Raw genomic sequence first — 22,270 nt, 5'->3', positions numbered from 1 at the left:
ATTATTAAGTATCAACGTAAATATACAATGTGAATGTTTATCTCTCGTATATTAGCTTTTTCATTTTCATATTTTCCAGTGTTTTCTGGGGTACATCATACACTGCGGTTTCAAGATCAAGTGTTTCATAAGAAGCCATCATCTGTTCTGTAATGCTATTTAGAGATTCTAAAGAGGATATACATTCATATCCAAAATAAGGCATCTCAAATTGGCATATATGCTCGACGAACAGTATGTCTTCTTTGGTCATATGCTTTAAAAACTTATTTGAATTGTTTGACATAACCGGTTTAGACAAGTTCTTCCAATTGTCTTCCCTACTAGCGTTGATTCTAACAGTGTCTGATTTGTAAAAAGACAGCATGTCCTCTTCGTAATCTAATTCCAAATATTCGCACACCTTCTTCAAAGACGAACTAGTATTTAAAATTAGATCTTCATATTTCAAAATATACAACTTGTCTTCAGGTATACATGCGGTTAATTTAAGGCTATTTTGCTGATCTTTTTTCCATTGCCTTGCTGCAGATAGAAACCCTCCCACGTGAGATTTACTAGCTTTCCATGATAACGCCATATCTCTTGGATCTCTTATCAGATAGACAAATCTTGAATCAGGAAAAAATTTGTTAATAAATGGGTAAAACTCATACAGTTGGTTTTCCTTTATGAAGGACAGTTCAGCTCCCAAGAATTCCATTTCACGTCCGAATATGAATTCATATAGCCCTGCAATATCTCCACACTTGACATTTGTTATAATTTCATTTTTTGAAACTTTAGTGTTCCAAACCGAAAAATCCACTGTGTATAAAGCGTGCAAGTCGGAAATTAATTTTTCCCAGTTCGATTGATCAGTTAGATCACCGTATCGAAACAAATTCCTAAAAATAGGATTCATGATATGCTTAGGTGAAGGTGCAGATATTTTAGAGTGCGCCCCCATTAACTTAGTTAAAAAATTGCTTCCACACCGTTCAGAACAAATAAGAAAAATCAACGTAAGTACCTCTCAAGGTTATTATTAATTGCAAAATTCTCGATGTCTCTCTGTATATCTATCGATAAGCCATGTCTCCATGCATCATCGGTGACCTTATTCTTATATACTGAATATTCAGAATCAACAAACAAGTCATCGCAGATAAATTTAGAGGTGAACTCCGTTAGTTCCATGCCAAGAAACTCAAACAATCGAGCTATTGAGATTTCAGTATTACTAATCAGGTCATGATATTCAACTAGTTTAAAATTTCCTGGATACTTCTTCTCTAATTCCTCAAATAACTCACTAGTCTCCGCCCACTTCAACAAGCCAAAATATTCTTCTTTCAGTTTTTTGTTTTTTCTTTCAGCTAGCATCAGTTCATCCTTGAGATTCCATCCCAAATCTCTCCGAAATTCTCTGCTAGCATGATACCAACTGTTAATTACCCCTCTTGGATCTCTAACCAAACCAATAACTTTAATTTCTGGATCCTCAATTATTAAATTCTCAATAATATGATGGTAGCGAACTTCCTTATACACAACGGTATTAAGAGTATTAAATTTATAGAAACTAGGCTTTTCTTTTTTGTTTCTAGCCTCTGTTTGCCTTATGAATGAGTCATTTGACTGAGAGATGTCTCTAAAAAAATTATCTATCTCTTCTTTAGTCGAAAATTCATCTAGCCGCGACTTGAATTTATAGGAAAATAACGGTTGATAGCAGTAATTCACATTCGGGTCGCTATTAATTATTTCACCTAGCCAAGATGAACCTGATCTAGGAACTGAATGTATTGCAACTTTTTTCATTTTATATAAGTTCGTATTCATTTAGAAATAACTTCACTTCAACTTTGCTACACCACATCATAACATCGATGATGGACAAATAAGGTTCAAAGTGCTCAATATTCTGTTCATATGATGGGAGTTTCGATTGTAGAAACTTAAGCTCTATACCATGTCTTTCAAATTCGGCTCTGTCATATAAGTGCACACCACCAATTGGGTTTATATAAAGAGAACTATCTATCTTCTTGTTTATATCAATTACGCGCTGCACACCTTTCAACGACTTATCTAGACCAAGATCAGAAGATATAACCACTTGAGTGTTGATACCTATATATTCACAGATCTTATTTACTGAGTTATATATATAATTAAACAAATTGTCGTCTTCAAACTCAAAAATACTTTCAACTAACGGATAAACTGAATCAAAATGAGGCGCGTTGCGATAACTTTGCTTAATAGAATTGAGTATTTTTGTTATGTTCTTTTTGGATGACTTACTGATAAATTTATCTTTTACATCTAGATAGTCCGAAGACTTCTCCAAAGGTATAGAGAACAGTGTTTTCTTTCCATTTAAAAGTAGATTATTCCTAGAGAACCAGCCGCGTTTTGAATATTGCACATCATCATATATCACGAAAACATCGACAGCGTTGATCAATTGCCAGTACCCTAAATAGGGAAGAAAGTAGGGTTGCATAATTGCAGATCTCATAAGCTCTCTCTAATTATTTTAACAATTTCTCTCTGCTCTTCTTGAGTAATTTCATGATATGAAGGTAAACATAGTATTCGTGATGCAATATCTCTAGAATTTGAACAATGCTCAACAACGTCAACATAGCTAAGAGTATCTAATGAAGGATAAAAATATCTTCTTGGAAAAATATCAAAGTTATTTAGTGAAGATTGAACCTTTTTCAATTGATCAACGTTACTTAGAATAATTGGAACATAACTATAATTGTGATCCGTTTCTTCTGCTAGTAGCTGAAATGACACAACGTCTTTGAGATTTTCAAAGTAGTAGTTATATATTTCCTCTCGCTTCAACTGAATGTTATCTATGTCATCAAGTACACACAGCCCCATTGCCGCTTCGAACTCATTCATTTTAGCGTTAGTTCCGATTGATGGAATTGACTCAGCATTTTCAATTCCAAAATTAATGAGCAATCTTACTTTTTCAACTAATCTATCATCATTGATGATCAAAGCCCCGCCTTCAATTGTATGGAATAGCTTTGTTGCATGAAAACTAACAGTGGATATGTGTCCATAATTCAACACACTAGTCCCTTTGTACTTTACATTGAATGCATGTGCGGCATCGTAGACAACTTTCAAACTATGTTCTTTTGCAATCTTATCTATCGCTTCTACTCGGCAGGGATTTCCAAATACATGTACGGGAACAATTAAATCAGTATCTGACTCAATTCTACTTTCAATTTTACTACTATCTATATTCAGCGATGATTTATCAATATCACAAAACAGAGGCTTAATATTATTTGTTACTAAAGAGCTTGTTGTCGCGACAAAACTAAATGGAGTTGTAATAGCTGAACCCTTAATATCTAACGCTCTGTAAGCGATCTCCATAGCTGCGGTACCATTAGAGACGAGTACAATATTCTTAACTCCTAAATATTTTTCTAGGCGTCTTTCAAGTTCATTGACGAGAGGACCATTGTTAGTTAAATTTCCACTTGAATATATTCTATCAATATAAGCTTTATATTTTTCTTTTGGTGGTAAATAAGTCTTGGTAACGTTAATCATAACTAGCTCTTACTGTAAGACAACTTTGGAAACAAATCTACCTTGGACCAAATTGGAAAACTTGGTCTTGATCCGACCTTGAATATTATAGAATCAGGTACGCAGTCAATAAATATTGGAGTATCAGTACCTTCAACGAAACTTGATATGTTCGTTTGGATTGAATAGTTGTTACTTTGTAAAGGTAAACTCAAAACATAATCAACAATATACTTATCTCCTGATTTAATCTGTAATAGCTCTTCAGATAATTGTTTGAATCCCCCACCAGTGATGTTGATCTTTTTATCATCATAAATTTGGAAGTTAACAGCAACGTCTAAATCGCTATAACTCTCGAGATGAATCCTTACTTTGACCTCTTGGTTAAATGCAACTTCTGTTAGAGGAATATCAGAGTCATCAAGTAGCTCTACATAAGTAATTCTAGCTTCTCCTGTACCATAGCGAAATTGTTCCACTCTGCTTTCAAACTCGATGGAATGCTTAAATGATGTGTTGTTATCAGCTAATGCACTGTCCAAGCTCTTAGACTCTAGTTCTTCCTTGTATATTCCCGTTTTCTTGACAGGCATACGCTCATTTTGAGAGTTTAGCTCCTCTCGCATCTCTTTTATGTAGAGTTCCGTAATATCACTTGCTTTACCAGATGCATGAACCATACCGTTTTTAAGATAGATACACCGATCGCATAGGCTTTTAATACTATTGATATCATGACTTACAAAAAGAACTGTAGTCCCTCTAGCTTGGATCTCTTTCATAGCAGTCATACATTTAGCTTGAAAATTCATATCTCCTACAGCGAGGGCCTCATCAACAATCAACACATCTGGCTCAACGTTTATTGCTACTGCCATGGCCAATCTAGCAAACATCCCAGATGAGTAACCCTTTACAGGCTGATTTATATGGTCACCAATATCGGCAAAAGCTACTATGCGGTCAATTCTAGAGTCGACTATACTTTTCGAAATTCCCATCAGCGAACAATTGATATATATATTCTCGATCCCAGTTGCTTCTAGGTTAAAACCGGTACCCAACTCGAGGATCGACGAAACAATTCCTTTAACTTGTATATCACCTTTAGTGGGAGTGAGAACGCCAGTAATAATTTTTAATAGTGTTGATTTTCCCGCTCCATTGTGACCAATTATTCCTACCGTCTGGCCCTGATGTATATCAAAACTAACATCTCGTAACGCGAAAAACTCTTTATGGTACGTTTTTCTGAATGGATGCAACGCTTCTTTGAAACGATCTTTTGGGTCGTTATACATCGGGTAGATCTTTGTTAAACCCTTACAGCTAATTACGGTGTCAGTCATGATAAATCTCTATAATACATCAGCAAAATGTGGTTTTAACCTTTTAAAACAAGTCACTCCAACCAACATTAATAATAGGTTTACGGTCCAAAAATATAACGTCCAAGTGGGATTCTCCCAAAACCACTCACCGTCAATTATCGAATTTCGATAACCTTCTATAAAATAGAAAACTGGGTTTAAGTTGAATATCCATTGGTATTTATCCGGAATCATCGCAATATTCCAGAAAATTGGGGTAGCCCAAAAACCTAGTTGAATACCGACTGATACTAATTGGCCGAAGTCTCGAAAGAAAACAATAATAGAAGAGGTTGTCCAAGACAAAGCTAGTAGTAAAAATATTGCGCTGAACAAATAGTATGGTATCTGCAACCACTTTAAAGTAGGCATGTAGCCGTGGATTAATGAAACAATTACGAGTACAAAAATAAAGAAAAAGTGTACCATTAAAGAGGCAAGTATTTTTACAACTGGTAAAAGGCTAATTCGAAAAACGATTTTTTTGACTATATGAGCTTGTTCGACTATCGCATTAGAAGATGTTGATAAAGCTTCTGAAAAGAAGAACCAAGGAATCATTCCTGATATAAGCCATAGCGCAAACGGTATACCGTCTGTTGTGTTGCCTGCACGAAAACCAAACTGAAATACAAACCACATAACTAAAATGGTAACTAGAGGCTGTATCAGAGCCCAGCCTCCTCCCAGGAATGACCCCATATAGCGACTGTTTATATCTCGCTTAGTCATAGAAATTAGCAGATCTCGTTGTCTTACAAGACCTATAAAAAATTCAAATGGTAATCTATACATTCTTAAACTCTCAGTACTAAAACCAGTGTGGTCGCTTTTCAAATCAGCTTCAAGTTCAACGACGACATGTATCACTGGCCACTAGATTCTAACGGATATACTTAGTCCTTTGACTTTGCTAAATCTTCAGAACGGAATATTGCTGTCTCAGATATAGAGCAATAGTGAGGCTTTCTACTTCGCTGTTTCCCAATTTAGGGCTGTTACAGGTTCATTCTTAATGACGGCTGTCCTTTAACAGGATACAACCTGATCTTTTAAAGTCTCGTATCGGCTGAAATGTCATTCGCTCCATCGGCTGATTTAGTATTGACCTTTCTGCGTTGTATGTTGAGTATCGGCGTCAACACAATTACATCTACACTAATCGGTTTCGAGTGTACCCACATCTACAGCTAAACGTAGAGCACCGATGCTCTACGTTTTTGTACCAAATCTATCCACTTTAAACTCACTCTCACCAAAGGCGTTAACTTCAGTCGAGTGAATCACTATACGACAAATAGACCTTCTAGGTTTAGTATGATGTCCAACCTAGAATTGTTTTCCCACATTTAACGATACTGGTCTACTCTGTTGACGTTTGCGAAATATCAAGTAACAAGTCAAAAACAATAGTTGTTTAAACTTTGTAAGAGTACGCATGCGTATAGTAGCGACGTCGCCGCTCTCAATATAGCTTCGCTCTCTGTGGAAAAGTACTAGAGTCATCGAGCCAAAACGCACCTACCACATCTACTTTAAAAAAGTGTTTTCGTACTGTAAAGCTAGTCATTTTTCGTGACCGTTCTAACCGTGCGAAAGGAGCTGAGTTCAGGACTTGGAAAAGGTCCAACAACCTTATATAACAACGCCGTACTCAACAACAGAAGCAACATGGTATGTGCAGTGTATAGCCTTTAGTGTAGAAATCCCATCAACACTAAAGTGCTTTTAGATCTGAGAATGTCTCACCTTCTTTATCTTTACTCGATAGGGTGGGGGCGCCTTCAAGTGGCCATTCAATGCTAAGAACTTTGTCATCCCAAAGAAGTGTACGCTCGAACGCTGGGTTGTAATAATCGGTGCACTTATATACAAATTCAGCCTCCTCACTGGTCACATAAAAACCATGAGCGAAACCTTCAGGAATCCACAATTGACGTTTATTTTCCGCAGAAAGATAAACACCGACCCATTTACCAAAAGTTTCTGAACCTTTACGAATGTCAACAGCGACATCATAAACCTCACCAGAGACAACACGCACAAGTTTTCCTTGTGTATTCTTAGTCTGATAATGCAGGCCTCGCAAGATCCCCTTTTTCGATTTGGAGTGATTATCTTGCACAAATAATGTTGATTTACCTGTCACTAGTTCATCAAATTTTTTCTGTTGCCAAGTTTCCATGAAGAAACCCCGCTCATCGCCAAAAACTGCAGGTTCAATGATTTTGACGTCAGGAATGGTAGTATCAATAACTTTCATATTTCCTACTTATAAGCTTCTATATTGTCCAAGGCACTTACCCAATCGCTTGGTGTAACACCAAATTGGGCCGAGATTTTGTTGCAGTTCAATCGTGAATTTGTCGGACGCTTTGCCGGCGTCGGATATGCCGATGTTGGGATCGACTTAAGGCTCGGGGAGTTATCAATGACTCCCTGATTTTGGGCTTTCTCAAAGATCATTTGTGCAAAGTCATACCAACTAGCATAAGGCATACCAGAATAATGGTACACCCCCCACTTAGGCTCGATCCCCGCCTCCATTGATTCGACCATTTTAATTAGCGCAGCTGCTATGTCTCCCGCATAGGTGGGTGCGCCGATTTGGTCGCCGACAATACTAAGTTCATCTCGCGTCTGTGCAAGCCGGAGCATCGTTTTGACAAAGTTGTTTCCATGCTCTCCAAACACCCACGCGGTACGTAAGATCAAGTGTTTTTCACATGCATCGATTACCGCGGCTTCCCCACTAAGCTTGCTTTCACCATACACACTTTGCGGTCCAACAGGATCGCTTTCCTGATAGGGTTCAGTTCCCGTCCCCTCAAACACATAGTCCGTAGAAATGTGCAACATCACAGCACCACAACTTTCCGCTGCCTCTGCAAGGAACTTGGGACCATCCCTGTTTATCGCAAACGAGAGTGCAACTTCTTCTTCTGCCTTGTCGACGGCCGTATGTGCTGCCGCATTAATGATGTAGTTCGGTTCGAAATCGGCAACGGTCGTATAGACAGCCACTTGATCGGTGATATCCAGCTGCTCTTTATCGACGGCTAAAACTTCCGCTTTATCGCGAAGTTGGTTAACTAAACAATGGCCGACCTGGCCATTGCAACCTGTAATAAGTACCTTCATTTTGTGTCCTAGAGTGGCTTAAGCAATGACATTAGGTAACGACCGTATTCGTTTTTCAGCATGGGCGTTGCTAGTCGTTCAATATCTTTGTTGCTTAACCAACCTTGTCGCCAGGCGATTTCCTCTAAACAGGCGACTTTCAAACCCTGAACATGTTCGATGGTTTGGACAAATGACGATGCCTCATGCAGGCTTTCGTGTGTGCCAGTATCAAGCCAAGCAAACCCTCGACCCAGCAACTCAACATTCAACGAACCATCATTGAGGTACATTTCATTGATAGAAGTGATCTCAAGTTCGCCGCGCGCCGACGGTTTCACTTGCTTCGCAAAATCCACGACTCGATTGTCGTAGAAGTACAACCCCGTGACCGCATAGTTTGATTTTGGTTTGGTTGGTTTTTCTTCAATCGAGACAGCTTTCATACTGTCATCAAATTCCACTACGCCAAAGCGCTCTGGATCCTTGACCTGATAGCCAAATACCGTTGCTCCAGCCTCTCTTGACGCTGCACTTTTTAATGTCTGACTGAAAGATTGACCATAGAAAATATTGTCACCTAGTACTAAACATACACTGTCATCACCAATGAACTCTTCACCAATAATGAACGCTTGTGCTAGGCCATCAGGGCTTGGTTGGATGGCATATTCTAAGTTGATGCCAAAATCACTGCCATCGCCGAGGAGACGCTTAAAGCCTTCATTATCTTCCGGAGTCGTGATGATAAGAATGTCTTTGATACCGGCAAGCATTAAAGTCGAAATCGGGTAAAACACCATTGGCTTGTCATAGATAGGAAGCAGCTGCTTCGATACGCCGCGGGTTAATGGGTATAAACGGGTGCCCGAGCCACCTGCTAGAACAATACCTTTCATTATTCTACCTCTCCTTTCACCACACCCAAACGCTCGCGTTGGTAACTGCCATCCTGAACATTCTGGCACCACTTTTGATTATCGAGATACCATTGCACCGTTTTTTTCAGCCCTGTTTCGAATGTCTCTACTGGCGTCCAGCCGAGTTCTTTTTGCATTTTGCTTGAATCGATGGCGTAGCGGCGATCGTGTCCTGGTCTATCTTGAACGTACGTAATTTGTTCCGCGTAAGGACTCTCTTTCGGGACTAGCGTATCCAAAATAGAACAAATGGTTTGAACCACTTCTAAGTTTTGCTTTTCATTGTGGCCGCCAATGTTGTAGGTCTCACCAACCATGCCCTCTGTCACCACTTTGTATAGTGCGCGAGCATGATCTTCGACATAGAGCCAATCTCGAATTTGGTCACCTTTGCCATAAATCGGCAGTTCTTTGCCTTCCAAGGCATTGAGAATGACAAGAGGAATCAGTTTCTCTGGAAAATGATAAGGGCCATAGTTGTTTGAGCAATTTGTCACGATGGTAGGAAGGCCATACGTACGAAGCCACGCACGCACCAAATGATCACTCGATGCTTTAGAGGCAGAGTAAGGGCTTGATGGCGCATATGGTGTGCTTTCTAAGAACATAGGGAGTTCAGTACCGGCCTCTACTTCATCGGGATGAGTCAAGTCACCATACACTTCATCTGTTGAAATATGATGGAAACGAAAGGCGAGCTTGGCCGACTCACTGAGTGTATTCCAGTAATCTCTCGTGGCTTCTAACAGTGTGTAAGTACCAACAATGTTGGTTTCAATGAACGCTGCAGGCCCCGTAATTGAGCGATCCACATGAGATTCCGCGGCTAAGTGCATGACCGCATCAGGTTGATGCTCACTAAAAACGCGATCTAATTCTGCTCTGTCACAAATGTTTACTTGTTCAAACGCGTAGCGTTCATTTGTCTCTACTGACGCTAAAGACTCCAAGTTCCCCGCGTACGTCAGACAATCAACATTAATCACACTGTCTGCAGTATTCTCAATAATGTGGCGGACCACTGCTGAACCAATAAATCCTGCACCGCCCGTTACTAAAATTTTCATTTTACACTGATTCCAACTGTTCTATTAATTCATTACTAATTATAAGTATTCTGCCATCTATTTCACTAGATGGATTTGCAACCCCATTCCGGGAACTGCTCACGTATGAATGCATTGAGGGCCTTTTCCGATTCGGTATAGGTTCGCTCGCCAGTACTCTCTGCATCCTTGCCTTTAATTGCACTGACCATGCCTGCTCCAATCGTCACATTGTTGATGCGATCAATGACAATAAACGCACCGGTTTGAGGCAAATGCTGATATTCGTCCAGCGCGATGTTTTCCGTTAGCTTGATATGGACCAGCGCAATTTCATTCAGCCCTAAGCTATCGGTGTTTTCTGCATGCTTGGCCAATGTATTCACATCCACTTTGTGTTCAATCTTGGCCACGTTCCCTAAACAGCTCTTAGTGGCAAACTTCAACACATAGTCTTTATGTGTCAGCATGGGTTGTTCACCCATCCAAACCATGTGCGCTTGACACTGGTTGGTGACAACTGGCTCATGCCCAGTATGCACCATCATATCACCACGAGAGACATCGATTTCATCTTCCAGTGTTACCGTAATCGCCTGACCCGGCTGCGCTGTTTGCAGTTCACCATCATAGGTAAAGATGGATTTGACCTTCGACGTTTTGCCTGAGGGCAACGCTGTGACCCCATCCCCGACTTGAATTTGCCCAGAGGCGAGCGTACCGCAGAACCCTCTAAAGTCTAAATTGGGTCTATTCACATATTGGACTGGGAATCGCATATGCTCTAGGTCTTTGTCTTTATCGACTTTGACCGTTTCCAGCAACTTCATCAATGTCGCACCTGGATACCAGTCCATTTTTTCACTTGGGGCCACCACATTGTCACCCTTTAGCGCTGAAATCGGTACAAAGCGAATATCATCGATATTGAAATTTTTCGCCATTTCTCGGTAATCGGCTTTGATCTGTTGATACACCTCTTGGCTGTATTCCATTAGGTCCATCTTATTAATCGCAACAATGATGTGCTTTATGCCTAGGAGGGAGCAAATATAGCTATGACGACGAGTCTGGGTTTGAATGCCGCGGCGCGCATCCACCATCACGATCGCTAAGTCGCACGTTGATGCGCCGGTCACCATGTTGCGCGTGTACTGCTCATGTCCTGGAGTATCGGCAATGATGAACTTTCTCTTGTCGGTGGAAAAGTAACGATAAGCGACATCAATAGTGATACCCTGCTCACGCTCTGATTGAAGCCCGTCAACGAGAAGCGCCAAGTCAAAGGCTTCATCTGTGGTATTAAACTTCTGGGAGTCTTTTTCAATGGCGGCCATCTGATCTTCATAAATCAGCTTTGAGTCGTAAAGCAAACGTCCAATGAGGGTAGATTTACCGTCATCGACATTTCCACAGGTCAAAAAACGTAAGAGATCTTTGTTTTCATGAACCTTTAAGTAGGCTTCAATATCTTTTGCAATCAGCTCTGAAGAGTGCGACATGTTCTGTACCTGTTCTATGTCTACTTAGCGTAATGGTCAGTTAACGTCTGAATAAATGACGCTAGCTCAGACTTGGGTAATTGGTTAATGCCAGCAGCGGCTTTACGGCCACCGCCAGTTGGAAACTGGACACAAATCTCATCCGCTCCCGTTCGGTTGCTCAGTGGCGCCCTAACACTCACGGTGTAATCTTCTTGGCTTGCATTCAAGGTCACCACAGCGTGAGCTTTGTTTGGCGTTTGATTGGCTAACGCATTGCCAAACACGCCGCCAATGCGTCTCGCCCATGCCTCACAAGGGAGAACGTAGACTTCTGCAATCTCACAAGAATGCACTGGGCGCAGTGTGGCCACTTTCTCGTTGTCTTCCAGATAGGCCTTTTGCAGTTGGAAGTAAGGAGAAACAGGGTCTTCTAAAAGCTCTCTTGGCGACGCATACGCCATCAACTGCTGAAAAAGCCGCTCTGGTTGGATATGGAGGTCCTCAAGCGTCGCCCCATACCCATTGTAGTTGACCAGCGTTCCGAGCTCTTTTAAAAACTCTATATACTCTTGCTCGAGTCCATGCTCTGCCGCGAGTGACTGAGCAGTGCTAAACAAGTTGTCACCAAATACCCCAGCAATCGCCCAATCAACATATTGCTCACCGAGATGACGGTTGATCAACCAGCTTGTACACACGTTGGCATCGAGATTAATCAACGCCGTTAACGCGTCTGATTGAGGTACCTCTCCCGCCCGGTGGTGATCGCAATAAAACACAGGAATATGGTTTTCAACCAGCTCGTACAGCGCATCAATATTCTTCTCCATCGAAATATCGAGCACGGTCACGCCAGAGGCATCTCCTTGCGTGACGACTTGTTTCAGCAGTTGAATGTCGCGTTTGACACCGGTGATCAATGTGCTCGATTTAGGCTGCGCTTTTCTTAGCTGAATGAGTGACATGATGCCATCGGCATCGCCATTAAAAACGTCATAATGCATGTTAAATATACTGCCGCTGCTGTAGTTGCTCAATAATACGTTGCGCGCACTCTTCGACCGTATAGAGCGCGGTTTCTACATGAATGTCAGGTCGTAACGGCGCTTCATACGTTGAATCGATACCGGTGAAATTTTTGATTTCTCCAGAGCGGGCTTTTTTGTAGAGCCCTTTAGGATCGCGCTGCTCACACACCTCAAGTGGCGTATCAATATACACCTCTAAAAACTGCCCACTCGACAACATGTCTTTCGCTTGCGCTCTATCTGCCCGAAATGGGGAGATAAAGGCGGTAAGAACAATGCTGCCTGAGTCAACAAAGAGCTTGGCCACTTCGCCAATACGCCGGATGTTTTCAACACGGTCAGCATCGCTAAAACCGAGATCTTTATTCAGCCCATGGCGAACATTATCGCCATCGAGTAAATAGCTGTGTTTACCCAACTCAAAGAGTTTGCGTTCTACCGCGTTGGCGATGGTGGATTTACCCGAGCCGCTCAGCCCTGTAAACCAAAGCAAGACCGGCGTTTGCTTTTTCAGTGCTGCTCGCTCTTTGTCAGTTACGCTCGCATTGTGCCAAACAATGTCGGCACTGACTGCATCGTGGTGTTTTTTTGTGTACGGATTCATTGTTTTCTGTTTATTGTCACACCTAAAATGGGAAAAAAAGAGGAATGGCGATAAGCGCAACAAGACTGTAGCTCATCGACACCTTCCACCCCACTTTAATAAAGTCTTTAAAATGATAGCCACCAGCATTCATAACCATTAAGTTTGTTTGGTACCCATAAGGGCTTAAAAAACATGCACTGGCGGCATACGCCACTGCCATGATAAATGGCATCGACGAGACTTGGTAAGCCTGTGCCAACGCCAGCCCTACCGGCAGCATAATCGCTGCCGCAGCGGTGTTGGTGATAACTTCCGTCAGTATGAGCGTGACGATAAACAGACACACTAGCGCCACAAAGGGAGTTTGCTCTCCGAGCAAATCATGTATGCCAGACGTCACCCATTGTGCCAAACCCGAGGCACTGAATGCATACGCGATGGACAGCGCGCATACCAAGACCGTCCACAGTTCAAAAGGAAAGCGGCGGCGTATGGTCGTCCCATCAATGACGTTGCTGCCCAGCATCAGTAGAATATACGCGCCCATGGATTCAAGCAACGAGACCGATGTCGTGGCCGATAGCGCAATCGCGCCCAAAAAGCCCAAAACGGTCAGCACATTTTGCTTCAATGACAAGGTGTGGTTGAGCTCTATACCACTGAGAATAAAAAAGTTGCGTGTTAGATTCTGCCGTTTATGAAAATCTTCGCCAATGGCCAAGACCAGCTTGTCACCCGAGTGAATTTTTTGCTCGCCCAATTTACCAGAGAGTCGATGTCCCTCTCGGCTGATCGCGACCACCGCGGCGTCAAAACGCGAGCGAAAATCCGTCGCTTTGAGGGTTTTCCCGATCAATACCGACTCTGGACTGACGATCACTTCGGTCAAATTCGAACTGAGAAGCTGACTGGCATCGGCAAAGATTTCGACGCCGTCAAGTAGATGGAGCTGCTTCACATTCTCTACATCACCGGTAAAGACCAGTTTGTCCTTCGCTTGAATGCGCGTATCCGGTGTCACAGGGGAAATCAGTTGATCACCACGGACGATTTCGGCTAAGAACAGTCCATCTAATGCTCTCAGTTTATTTTCACGCACGGTGTTGCCAATCAGTTTGCTGCCTAGCTTGACCTCTGCATCGATAAAGTAGTGAGACATCGGAGAATGAGACGTGACTTTTCGATGGAGCTGCCGAGCGCTTAGCACAACCACACCGCCAACCAGTACCACCAGCGCAAGACCGACAGGGAGAAAAACAAAGAAATTTAACTCGGGGTGACCAGCTTCAACTAACAGTGCATTCACAACCAGGTTGGTCGCTGTACCAATTAAGGTCAACGTACCACCTAAAATGGCAAAGTAAGAGAGAGGGATCAGCAGTGAAGTGGCGGGGTGGTCTTGATTGCGTTGCACTCCCCCCATCAAAGTGGCCACCACCGCGGTATTGTTGAGAAAAGCCGAACTCAGGGCACTGGATAGCCCAAGGCGAAGGAGTGTTTTGCTGTAACTGTCATCAAAGATTTTGCTCGATAACCATGGCAACAAGTGACTTCTCTCTAACGCGAGAGAAGCCACCATTAAGGCAATCAGAGTTAGGATGGAGCTATTTGTGATGTTTCCGATTAAACGGCTTTGATCAATTTGTCCGAAGAGGTAAAGCACGAGAGTCGCGCCGACAAACAAATAGGCGGCGCGCCATTTTGAGACAATTAAGCTCGTGAGTAAAACAAGAATAACAAGCGCAGTGATCCACATGGTGGCAGGAGCTTAAAAATAGCCTTCGCGCTTTTTCTTCTCCATCGACCCGGATGAGTCGTGGTCAATGGCGCGACCTTGGCGCTCAGAGGTCGTGGTCAAGAGCATCTCTTGAATGACTTCCGTTAATGTCGTCGCTTCTGACTCCACCGCACCGGTCAGTGGGTAGCAACCCAACGTACGAAAACGCACCATTTTGTGCTCGATGGTTTCGCCTGGCTTGAGCTCCATACGGTCGTCATCTTTCATGATCAGCATACCATCGCGCTCAACCACGGGACGTTTTTTCGCCAGATACAAACTTGGGATCTCAATGTCTTCTAAGTAGATGTACTGCCAGATATCGAGTTCCGTCCAGTTCGACAATGGGAACACTCGGATGCTTTCGCCTTTATTGACTTTGCCGTTGTAAATGTTCCACAGCTCTGGTCTTTGATTTTTCGGATCCCAGCGGTGATGTTCATCACGAAACGAGTAAACGCGCTCTTTCGCACGTGACTTTTCTTCGTCGCGTCGCGCGCCGCCAAACGCCGCATCAAAGCCGTGCTTATCCAGCGCCTGCTTCAAGCCTTGGGTTTTCATGATGTCGGTGTGTTTTGAACTGCCATGCACAAACGGGCTGATGTTCATGGCCAGCCCTTCAGGGTTTTGATGGACAATCAATTTCATGCCCAGCTTTTCGGCCATCTGATCGCGAAACTCGATCATCTCTTTGAACTTCCACGTGGTATCGACGTGCATCAAAGGAAACGGAGGGATGCCCGGGGCAAAGGCTTTTTTCGCCAAATGCAGCATAACGGAGGAGTCTTTGCCCACTGAATAGAGCATGACTGGGTTATCAAATTCCGCGGCAACTTCGCGCATGATGTGAATCGACTCGGCTTCCAACTGCTTTAGATGAGTCATTCTTTCTGGAGATATTTTCATTGCTGCCACTTCATAGTTGTATAAATTTTCGTAGTTACATCTCAGTATTCTTTCTTGCCTGAGACGGTTTTTAGCCAAATTGAGACGGTTGTTTTTTCGAGAGGCTTGGTAAAGGCTTGGTTTTGATTGTTTTTACTTACTGGCCCCAATAGCCCCTCCCATTTTTTTTATTTGGACAACCGCACAACATCCGCTGGCGCGCTATGACTGTACACCTAAGTATCCTTTAAAACTCCATTCAAAAGATCGGTAATACACAAGCGCGCACTGCATAAATCTGCTTCGGATAGTACACCATTTCAAGCAGGGGATAAACTAGCAACGATTGATTGCACCGTCACACTCCTAAACTTTCATCACACTACCCATTAGCTGATTAAATGCAAAGCGCTGCACACACTGCTCATCAAGCTGGTAATAGGTCTTATTTGTCGCAGTATCATAACGCTTAATCACATCAATAAAAATCTCCGCATTACGCACCGCGGACGGCAAGGCATGGCTGCCGGTCATGTTAAGGGCACGTTTGAGTTCGCTGCCGCTCATTGGGTTGGGGTAGGCGCTTAATAACACTTCAAGTAACTCTCTCGGTCGGCCGCTGGCGCGGATGATGTACAGGCTTAAAATGTGTTTTTGCTCAGTGAGCGATAATCGGTGTTTCATGATGCCTCCTCCCGTTTCTTTTGCTCATTCGCATATTCATCCGCACGGCTGCGTTTTCGTGCTTTGATCAAACCCTGAATGCGCTCTTCAAACGGGTGGGTTCGCCCTTTGGCGTGATACTCGCGGACTAACTTATCCACAGGGCGCTGGGGTGGCGCTGCCTGCCTACAACTCTCTTTATTACTCTTTAATTGGGAGATTCTCGGTGCAGTTGCTGCACGGGGAGAGGGTGAAGACTTTGCTTCCTCTCCGGTGCACGTGCCGTCTAGTTCAACGTGCAAATGGGCAGGCGTGTAGAGCTGGTACAAGTTACTGCGCTGACGGCCGCGTTTGTCAAAGCGGTGCACCAGTTCGAGAAAGCCTTGCTCCTCTAGCCGTTTGATGTGCTCTTTCACTGTGCGCAGCGAGACTTCGCAATAGAGCGCCAAATACTGGTAAGAGGGAAAGCAGCGGCCGTGCACATCGGCGTTATTGGCCAACTTAAGTAAGATCAGTTTGCTGATGGGCGATCCGGTTTTGGCTTTCATCAGGGTGGCGACTAGGGTGTGGCTCATGGGTTCTCCTCGGCTTTGTTATTGGAATGTAAACAACAAACAAAACAGCCTCTTATTGATTAGGGTTCGCCATACGGCAGAAATGCCGCGCGAATTGGTGAGGTTGCAAGCCGCCTCACGCCTGGCCGTTCTTTGGCTCATTGGATATGCACCTAATTTTGTACACACTCGCATTTTTGCCTTTGTTCGCTCGGGCTGTACAAATCGCCAGTATTTCGCCAACCCTAATGGCGAAATGTCGCGTAGAGTGTCGCCTCCTGATTGAGAAGGGAGTTGCTATGCCTGTGTGTCACCAATACAGTGAATGGGCGATTCGTCGCCTCTGCTACGTGTATTCCCCCTTTGACCCAACCCTAGAGGAGATCTATTTCCCCACCTACCCACACTGCCCCATCAGCCGTGAGGGGTTTATCGCCCTAATTGCCCAGGCCCAACGCTCAGAGCCTCTAGGCTATGAGCTCACCTACGCCCTATGGGTAAAAGGCTGTAATTTGGCAAACCTTGCCAAACAAACCGGTGCGGATCTGCAAACGCTCGAACGCGCCATGACCGCCTTTATCAACACCCTCACCACCGAACACCCCTAACCCACAACCCATTACCCCTAACCCATTACCCATTACCCATTACCATCATGAGGAAATTCGATGACCCCAACTCCAACAAACCACACCCCATCACCCATCACCTCACTACATAATTCACACTACCCTCTAACCACGATCACCGTGCATTGCAGCGCGACCCGTGCCGAGCAGGGTATTGGCGTGAGCACCATACGCGCCTGGCACCGGGCAAAAGGGTGGCGAGATATTGGCTATCACTTTGTGATCACGCGCGATGGGCAAGTAGAGGCGGGTCGGCCTCTCACGCATATCGGAGCCCATGTGCGTGGCCACAATCGCGGCAATATTGGCATTTGTGTGGTGGGCGGATGTGATGAGCAAGGCGGCGCGCAAGACAACTTCACCCTCGCCCAGCGCAAAGCGCTGTTTGCGTTAATCGAGCGGCTGCAGCAAGAGCATGGCATTACCGATGAGCAGGTCAAACCGCACCACGCCTTTGCCAACAAAGCCTGCCCGGTGATGGTGCTTCACCCTGTCCAATCCGTTTCTGTGGCTAAGCAAACTAACAAGGAGACCCTATGAGCCTTTGGAGCCGTATTTTTGGTAGCCCGTCGTTTATCGATAAAAGCCTAGAAGCCCTCACCGACACAGGAGATGCGATGTTTTTCACCAACGAAGAGAAAGCCAAGCACAAACTCGCCCTGCTCAAAGCGTTTGAACCGTTTAAGTTGGTTCAACGTTATATTGTGCTGCTGTTTACCATCCCTTATGTGTTGCTCCATTCGATGGTGGTGATCGGCTGTATGCACGGTTTTGAGTGGCAACCCATCAGCGAGATGATTAATGAGGCGTTCGGGTACCCGGTCCTTGCGGCGATTGGGCTGTACTTGACGGGAGGGGTGGTTAAGAAGAGTTCTTAAAAGTTCCTAGTTCCTAGAGGGGAGCTCCTAGTGGAAGACAAGTGCCTAGTTCCTAGAATTAGATGCGTAGAAGTGATTTATCTATCGTTCAAGCAGCGCTATGGGGGCTTTAGCCTTATTTAACGCAACCCCACCACACACCCTCTAGGAACTAGGATCTAGGCACTAGGAACTTATCCGCTGTACCTGATATACTTCGCCCATAACGAACAATTTCTAGGCTGAGGTAAACAAACGTATGATCATCGTAACAGGTGGCGCGGGCATGATTGGCAGTAACATTGTCAAGGCGCTGAATGAGCAAGGTATTAACGATATTTTGGTGGTCGATAACCTGAAGAACGGCAAAAAGTTTCAGAACTTGGTGGATCTGGATATTGCTGATTACATGGATAGAGACGACTTCCTTGTTCAGATCATGGCGGGTGAGAACTTTGGCCCGATTGAAGCCATCTTCCATGAAGGCGCATGCTCTGCGACTACCGAGTGGGATGGCAAGTACATGATGCTCAACAACTACGAGTATTCCAAAGAGCTGCTGCACTACTGCCTAGATAGAGAGATCCCGTTCCTTTACGCCTCCTCAGCGGCTACCTACGGTGAGACGGATACCTTTATTGAAGAGAAAGAGTACGAAGGCGCATTGAATGTGTACGGCTACTCCAAACAGCAGTTTGATAACTACGTGAGACGCGTGTGGGAAGATGCCAAAGCCCACGGCGAGACGCTCTCTCAAGTGACAGGCTTCCGCTACTTCAACGTCTACGGCCCGCGTGAGCAGCACAAAGGCTCGATGGCCTCTGTCGCGTTCCACCTTAACAACCAGATGAACGCAGGCGAAAATCCGAAACTGTTCGCCGGTAGCGAGCACTTTAAGCGTGATTTCGTCTACGTGGGTGATGTGGCAGCAGTGAACTTGTGGTTCTTTGAGCATGGCGTATCAGGGATTTTTAACCTTGGTACGGGTAATGCTGAATCGTTTGAAGAAGTAGCAAAAGCCGTGATCAAGTACCACGGCAAAGGCGAGATTGAGACGATTCCGTTCCCAGAACATTTAAAAGGCGCATACCAAGAGTACACTCAAGCAGATCTAACAAAACTGCGCGCAGCGGGCTGTGAGCATGAGTTTAAGACGGTGGCGGAAGGGGTCGCGGAGTATATGGGGTTGGTGAATAAGTAACGGGTGATGGGTTGTGGGTGATAGGTAATGGGTAATGGGGTGAGAACCTAGTTCCTAGTTCCTAGTTCCTGGAAGAGTATCGGGTATTTATGAGTTCAATTCGAAACGATTATGATCCTAAGGCGTATAATCCGACGTTTCGCCGAGCGTTTCTTGCGCCTAAATATTGGGGGCTTTGGCTTGGGTTATTGGCTGGGTTGCCAATTGCGCTGCTGCCGAATAGGGCGAGAGTGGCGATTGCGCGAGTTATTGCCGATAAAATGGTGAAGAAGCGCAAAGGGTCGGTCCAAAAAGCGCGAATTAATTTGGCGTTATGTTTTCCTGAGCGCTCGGAGGCAGAGCGAGAAGCCATACTGCATGAGTGCTTACTTACTGCAGGGACGTTTCTACTTGGGTTTTCGGCTATCTCACTGCGCAGTAAACAATGGCTAGAAAAGCACTCGGTCATTAAAGGAATAGAGCACTTAGAGCAGCTCCAGCAAGACGGGCAAAGTGCCATATTATTGGTGCCTCATTCTTGGGCGATTGATATTCCAGCTATTTTGTTGGCCTCACGTGGCTTTCCTGTCTCGGCGATGGCCAATAGCCAGAAAAATCCGGTGACAGACTGGCTGATGCACAAGCAACGGGTTCAATACGGTGGCCGAGTGTATGACAGAAGCGGCGGTATTAAACCCTTTATCAAATCCGTAAAAGACGGTTACCTCGGTTACTACTTGCCAGATCAAGACCACGGGCCTGAGCAAAGTGTATTTGTGGATTTTTTTGCAACGGAGAAAGCCACGCTGCCTGGCCTTGGCAAGCTCGCGAAAGTCAGCCGAGCAAAAATTGTCCCGACCTTTGCCAGTTACAATACCCAAACGGGCCAATACGAAATTGAGATCTTGCCGCCGATGGCCGAGTTTTCCGGTGATGATGTTCAAGATGCACGTGCAATGAATGAAGTCGTCGAAACCTTCGTCACGCCAAAACCAGAGCAATATATGTGGATCTTAAAGCTGTTGAAAACGCAGCGAGATGGTAATGATCCGTACGTAGGCTACTAATCGCTCGTCTGCTCATAGACATAAGCAAATCAAGCGATAAACCTTTATCTAGTCAAACAAGGGAGCACGATGGCTCCCTTTTTGTTTATTTTGTGTAGGGCAAACGTTTAAAGTCTTTAATAATCTCGCCAAGGTTTGGGTTCAACACCTCACCGTTGACCACTTTTTCATACTGCGCCACGTACGCTTTTGCCATCACATTGGCATTGAAGTGATCGCGCGCGTACTCGTGGCAAGTGTGAGGTAGATAGCGCTGAGCCTCTTTCACCGCCGCAACCAGCGCGGTCTCATCAGAGGATAAAACGCCTACCTGCTCATTAACAAGCTCCGGCAAAGAGCCATAAGGCGTAGCAAAGACTGGGCAGCCAAAATACAAACTTTCGGTGATCGCCAAACCAAACGGTTCATGCCAGGTGACGGGGAAAATCAGCCCTTTTGAGCGTGTCATAACCTGAGATTTTGTCGTGTCATCCACCATGCCTAAAAAGCGCACGTGTCTATCGAGCGTACAGCGAAAACCCATTTTGAAGTTCAAACGGTGCCCACCTAATACATCGAGAGACTGATTCGCCTTCTTAGTGATATCAATCGCACCTTGTACGTTCTTTACTCGCCACGCGGCCTTACCCAAGAAATGAAAACGCTCTCGTTTCGCATTCAAGTCAGGCTTGAGGTAGTTGTCCCAATTTAAGCCGTTGTAAACAAAGGCCTGTGCACCATGGTTTTGTGCGTGTTGCGAGGAAACAAAAATGGTATTGCGGTCAATTGGGCCTGACGAGTTGCCATGTTGGGTGATCACATAGGGGCAGGGCACGGACTCCGGATGGCTATGAAAATGCACCACATCGATGTTTTGCGGAAGTTGCTCTGCGACCGGGCGATCCGGTTGGTACTCAATCACCGTTGCCCATTCACACTGCGTGCCTTTCCCGGCCAATAAGGTCACCTTGTGGCCGAGCAAGTGCAGAGCGTACACAAGATCCCAGATCACGCGTTCGGTGCCGCCATAGTTTTTTACCGGCAAAGTCGCTTGGGTATAAATTAAGATATTCATCATCAATGGGAGGTCTGGTTGGTTTTAGACAGAATGGCTTGATGCACGCAAGCAGGCACAAACTCTTGTACCTCTCCGCCATGAATCGCGACTTCTCTTACCAGTGTCGAGGAGAGAAACGCAAACTCTTCAGAAGGGGTGAGAAACAAACTTTCTAGCCCGGGTTTTAAACGGCGGTACATAGTGGTTAGGCCAAACTCATATTCAAAGTCCATCGTCGTACGTAACCCGCGTACTAAAATAGTAGCGTTTTGCTCAGTGGCGAAATCCACTAATAGGCCGCTGAACCCTTTTACGGAAACATTGTTCACGCCTTGGCAGGTCTTTTTGAGCAACGCGACTCGCTCATCAAGGCTAAACAGGGTATTTTTGCTCGGGCTTTCGGCAACGCCCACCACCAAGTGGTCAAACATCTTGGCGGCGCGTTGAATTAAATCAAAATGTCCATTCGTAACCGGATCAAATGTACCTGGGTAAACAGCAATACGCATC

The 22,270-nt window shown here is 44.6% G+C and carries 24 protein-coding genes; 5 read left to right on the top strand and 19 right to left on the bottom strand.

The window, feature by feature from the left end; genetic code table 11:
• Positions 1-37: 37 nt before the first annotated feature.
• From AC6R1O_RS04615 to AC6R1O_RS04535, 17 genes are all read right to left on the bottom strand, one after another.
• Positions 38-1,003, bottom strand: coding sequence for a sulfotransferase family protein (locus tag AC6R1O_RS04615; RefSeq protein WP_500656549.1), 966 nt, complete (start codon positions 1,001-1,003; stop codon positions 38-40).
• Positions 1,000-1,803 carry a sulfotransferase domain-containing protein gene (locus tag AC6R1O_RS04610; RefSeq protein ID WP_500656548.1) on the bottom strand — a complete coding sequence of 268 codons (804 nt, stop codon included), beginning with the start codon at positions 1,801-1,803 and terminating at the stop codon, positions 1,000-1,002. The genes AC6R1O_RS04615 and AC6R1O_RS04610 overlap by 4 nt, the downstream gene beginning before the upstream one ends.
• Position 1,804: 1 nt before the next feature.
• Entirely contained in the window at positions 1,805-2,506 is a 702-nt protein-coding gene (locus AC6R1O_RS04605) for a WbqC family protein (RefSeq protein ID WP_500656547.1), read from the bottom strand.
• Positions 2,503-3,576 (bottom strand): DegT/DnrJ/EryC1/StrS family aminotransferase, encoded by a 1,074-nt coding sequence (locus AC6R1O_RS04600; protein ID WP_500656546.1) that lies wholly within the window; start codon positions 3,574-3,576, stop codon positions 2,503-2,505. The genes AC6R1O_RS04605 and AC6R1O_RS04600 overlap by 4 nt, the downstream gene beginning before the upstream one ends.
• Before the next feature lie 2 nt (positions 3,577-3,578).
• Positions 3,579-4,907 (bottom strand): ABC transporter ATP-binding protein, encoded by a 1,329-nt coding sequence (locus AC6R1O_RS04595; protein WP_500656545.1) that lies wholly within the window; start codon positions 4,905-4,907, stop codon positions 3,579-3,581.
• 9 nt (positions 4,908-4,916) lie between these two features.
• Complete coding sequence (locus AC6R1O_RS04590; protein ID WP_500656544.1) at positions 4,917-5,723, bottom strand: ABC transporter permease; 807 nt, start codon at positions 5,721-5,723, stop codon at positions 4,917-4,919.
• Positions 5,724-6,645: 922 nt separating this feature from the next.
• Complete coding sequence (gene rfbC, locus AC6R1O_RS04585; RefSeq protein WP_500656543.1) at positions 6,646-7,191, bottom strand: dTDP-4-dehydrorhamnose 3,5-epimerase; 546 nt, start codon at positions 7,189-7,191, stop codon at positions 6,646-6,648.
• 5 nt (positions 7,192-7,196) lie between these two features.
• On the bottom strand, positions 7,197-8,069 hold the full coding sequence (rfbD, locus tag AC6R1O_RS04580) for a dTDP-4-dehydrorhamnose reductase (protein WP_500656542.1): 873 nt from the start codon (positions 8,067-8,069) through the stop codon (positions 7,197-7,199).
• Between the two features lie 8 nt (positions 8,070-8,077).
• Positions 8,078-8,947: a glucose-1-phosphate thymidylyltransferase RfbA gene (gene rfbA / locus AC6R1O_RS04575; protein WP_500656541.1), complete on the bottom strand. Its 870-nt coding sequence runs from the start codon at positions 8,945-8,947 to the stop codon at positions 8,078-8,080.
• A complete protein-coding gene (gene rfbB, locus AC6R1O_RS04570; RefSeq protein WP_500633184.1) occupies positions 8,947-10,035 on the bottom strand; it encodes a dTDP-glucose 4,6-dehydratase in 1,089 nt (362 codons plus the stop codon). Before rfbB ends, rfbA begins: the two co-directional genes overlap by 1 nt.
• 65 nt (positions 10,036-10,100) lie before the next feature.
• Positions 10,101-11,516 (bottom strand): sulfate adenylyltransferase subunit CysN, encoded by a 1,416-nt coding sequence (gene cysN, locus AC6R1O_RS04565; protein ID WP_500656540.1) that lies wholly within the window; start codon positions 11,514-11,516, stop codon positions 10,101-10,103.
• Between the two features lie 20 nt (positions 11,517-11,536).
• Positions 11,537-12,502: a DHH family phosphoesterase gene (locus tag AC6R1O_RS04560; RefSeq protein WP_500656539.1), complete on the bottom strand. Its 966-nt coding sequence runs from the start codon at positions 12,500-12,502 to the stop codon at positions 11,537-11,539.
• Position 12,503: 1 nt separating this feature from the next.
• On the bottom strand, positions 12,504-13,130 hold the full coding sequence (gene cysC, locus AC6R1O_RS04555; RefSeq protein WP_500656538.1) for an adenylyl-sulfate kinase: 627 nt from the start codon (positions 13,128-13,130) through the stop codon (positions 12,504-12,506).
• Between the two features lie 22 nt (positions 13,131-13,152).
• Positions 13,153-14,868 carry an SLC13 family permease gene (locus tag AC6R1O_RS04550; protein ID WP_500656537.1) on the bottom strand — a complete coding sequence of 572 codons (1,716 nt, stop codon included), beginning with the start codon at positions 14,866-14,868 and terminating at the stop codon, positions 13,153-13,155.
• Positions 14,869-14,880: 12 nt separating this feature from the next.
• Positions 14,881-15,795, bottom strand: a complete 915-nt coding sequence (gene cysD, locus AC6R1O_RS04545) for a sulfate adenylyltransferase subunit CysD (protein ID WP_500656536.1) — start codon at positions 15,793-15,795, stop codon at positions 14,881-14,883.
• A 345-nt stretch (positions 15,796-16,140) separates the two neighbouring features.
• A complete protein-coding gene (locus tag AC6R1O_RS04540; RefSeq protein ID WP_500633179.1) occupies positions 16,141-16,458 on the bottom strand; it encodes a hypothetical protein in 318 nt (105 codons plus the stop codon).
• A complete protein-coding gene (locus tag AC6R1O_RS04535; RefSeq protein WP_500633178.1) occupies positions 16,455-17,012 on the bottom strand; it encodes a helix-turn-helix domain-containing protein in 558 nt (185 codons plus the stop codon). The genes AC6R1O_RS04540 and AC6R1O_RS04535 overlap by 4 nt, the downstream gene beginning before the upstream one ends.
• Before the next feature lie 278 nt (positions 17,013-17,290).
• Between AC6R1O_RS04535 and AC6R1O_RS04530 the strand changes: the two genes are divergently transcribed.
• The 5 genes from AC6R1O_RS04530 to lpxM all read left to right on the top strand — a co-directional run bounded on the left by AC6R1O_RS04530 (position 17,291) and on the right by lpxM (position 20,724).
• Complete coding sequence (locus AC6R1O_RS04530; RefSeq protein WP_500656535.1) at positions 17,291-17,599, top strand: hypothetical protein; 309 nt, start codon at positions 17,291-17,293, stop codon at positions 17,597-17,599.
• 60 nt (positions 17,600-17,659) lie between these two features.
• Entirely contained in the window at positions 17,660-18,160 is a 501-nt protein-coding gene (locus AC6R1O_RS04525) for an N-acetylmuramoyl-L-alanine amidase (protein ID WP_500633175.1), read from the top strand.
• The gene (locus AC6R1O_RS04520) at positions 18,157-18,498 is read left to right on the top strand and encodes a hypothetical protein (protein ID WP_500625410.1); all 342 of its coding nucleotides are present in this window, start codon (positions 18,157-18,159) and stop codon (positions 18,496-18,498) included. The genes AC6R1O_RS04525 and AC6R1O_RS04520 overlap by 4 nt, the downstream gene beginning before the upstream one ends.
• A gap of 238 nt (positions 18,499-18,736) precedes the next feature.
• The gene (rfaD, locus tag AC6R1O_RS04515) at positions 18,737-19,678 is read left to right on the top strand and encodes an ADP-glyceromanno-heptose 6-epimerase (RefSeq protein WP_500633174.1); all 942 of its coding nucleotides are present in this window, start codon (positions 18,737-18,739) and stop codon (positions 19,676-19,678) included.
• Between the two features lie 89 nt (positions 19,679-19,767).
• Positions 19,768-20,724 carry a lauroyl-Kdo(2)-lipid IV(A) myristoyltransferase gene (lpxM, locus tag AC6R1O_RS04510; RefSeq protein WP_500633173.1) on the top strand — a complete coding sequence of 319 codons (957 nt, stop codon included), beginning with the start codon at positions 19,768-19,770 and terminating at the stop codon, positions 20,722-20,724.
• Between the two features lie 85 nt (positions 20,725-20,809).
• On the opposite strand, the gene AC6R1O_RS04505 is transcribed toward lpxM, so the two are convergent.
• Complete coding sequence (locus AC6R1O_RS04505) at positions 20,810-21,781, bottom strand: glycosyltransferase (protein ID WP_500633172.1); 972 nt, start codon at positions 21,779-21,781, stop codon at positions 20,810-20,812.
• Positions 21,781-22,269: a pantetheine-phosphate adenylyltransferase gene (coaD, locus tag AC6R1O_RS04500; protein WP_500633171.1), complete on the bottom strand. Its 489-nt coding sequence runs from the start codon at positions 22,267-22,269 to the stop codon at positions 21,781-21,783. Before coaD ends, AC6R1O_RS04505 begins: the two co-directional genes overlap by 1 nt.
• Position 22,270 lies beyond the last annotated feature (1 nt).

Source organism: Vibrio sp. R11-SG3-ISO3-SZ (assembly GCF_059834345.1).
The sequence above is the reverse complement of the archived record's forward strand: the minus strand, read 5'-3'. Positions and strand labels throughout refer to the sequence as shown.

Excerpts from the sequence above, each read along its gene's own strand:
- rfbA (WP_500656541.1), bottom strand. The coding sequence starts at position 8,947 with ATGAAAGGTATTGTTCTAGCAGGTGGCTCGGGCACCCGTTTATACCCA.
- AC6R1O_RS04600 (WP_500656546.1), bottom strand. The coding sequence starts at position 3,576 with ATGATTAACGTTACCAAGACTTATTTACCACCAAAAGAAAAATATAAA.
- AC6R1O_RS04520 (WP_500625410.1), top strand. The coding sequence starts at position 18,157 with ATGAGCCTTTGGAGCCGTATTTTTGGTAGCCCGTCGTTTATCGATAAA.
- AC6R1O_RS04540 (WP_500633179.1), bottom strand. The coding sequence starts at position 16,458 with ATGAAACACCGATTATCGCTCACTGAGCAAAAACACATTTTAAGCCTG.
- rfaD (WP_500633174.1), top strand. The coding sequence starts at position 18,737 with ATGATCATCGTAACAGGTGGCGCGGGCATGATTGGCAGTAACATTGTC.
- AC6R1O_RS04550 (WP_500656537.1), bottom strand. The coding sequence starts at position 14,868 with ATGTGGATCACTGCGCTTGTTATTCTTGTTTTACTCACGAGCTTAATT.
- cysC (WP_500656538.1), bottom strand. The coding sequence starts at position 13,130 with ATGAATCCGTACACAAAAAAACACCACGATGCAGTCAGTGCCGACATT.
- coaD (WP_500633171.1), bottom strand. The coding sequence starts at position 22,269 with ATGCGTATTGCTGTTTACCCAGGTACATTTGATCCGGTTACGAATGGA.
- AC6R1O_RS04530 (WP_500656535.1), top strand. The coding sequence starts at position 17,291 with ATGCCTGTGTGTCACCAATACAGTGAATGGGCGATTCGTCGCCTCTGC.
- cysN (WP_500656540.1), bottom strand. The coding sequence starts at position 11,516 with ATGTCGCACTCTTCAGAGCTGATTGCAAAAGATATTGAAGCCTACTTA.
- AC6R1O_RS04525 (WP_500633175.1), top strand. The coding sequence starts at position 17,660 with ATGACCCCAACTCCAACAAACCACACCCCATCACCCATCACCTCACTA.
- AC6R1O_RS04535 (WP_500633178.1), bottom strand. The coding sequence starts at position 17,012 with ATGAGCCACACCCTAGTCGCCACCCTGATGAAAGCCAAAACCGGATCG.
- AC6R1O_RS04595 (WP_500656545.1), bottom strand. The coding sequence starts at position 4,907 with ATGACTGACACCGTAATTAGCTGTAAGGGTTTAACAAAGATCTACCCG.
- AC6R1O_RS04505 (WP_500633172.1), bottom strand. The coding sequence starts at position 21,781 with ATGATGAATATCTTAATTTATACCCAAGCGACTTTGCCGGTAAAAAAC.
- AC6R1O_RS04605 (WP_500656547.1), bottom strand. The coding sequence starts at position 2,506 with ATGAGATCTGCAATTATGCAACCCTACTTTCTTCCCTATTTAGGGTAC.
- AC6R1O_RS04590 (WP_500656544.1), bottom strand. The coding sequence starts at position 5,723 with ATGTATAGATTACCATTTGAATTTTTTATAGGTCTTGTAAGACAACGA.
- cysD (WP_500656536.1), bottom strand. The coding sequence starts at position 15,795 with ATGAAAATATCTCCAGAAAGAATGACTCATCTAAAGCAGTTGGAAGCC.
- AC6R1O_RS04560 (WP_500656539.1), bottom strand. The coding sequence starts at position 12,502 with ATGCATTATGACGTTTTTAATGGCGATGCCGATGGCATCATGTCACTC.
- rfbC (WP_500656543.1), bottom strand. The coding sequence starts at position 7,191 with ATGAAAGTTATTGATACTACCATTCCTGACGTCAAAATCATTGAACCT.
- AC6R1O_RS04610 (WP_500656548.1), bottom strand. The coding sequence starts at position 1,803 with ATGAAAAAAGTTGCAATACATTCAGTTCCTAGATCAGGTTCATCTTGG.
- rfbD (WP_500656542.1), bottom strand. The coding sequence starts at position 8,069 with ATGAAGGTACTTATTACAGGTTGCAATGGCCAGGTCGGCCATTGTTTA.
- rfbB (WP_500633184.1), bottom strand. The coding sequence starts at position 10,035 with ATGAAAATTTTAGTAACGGGCGGTGCAGGATTTATTGGTTCAGCAGTG.
- lpxM (WP_500633173.1), top strand. The coding sequence starts at position 19,768 with ATGAGTTCAATTCGAAACGATTATGATCCTAAGGCGTATAATCCGACG.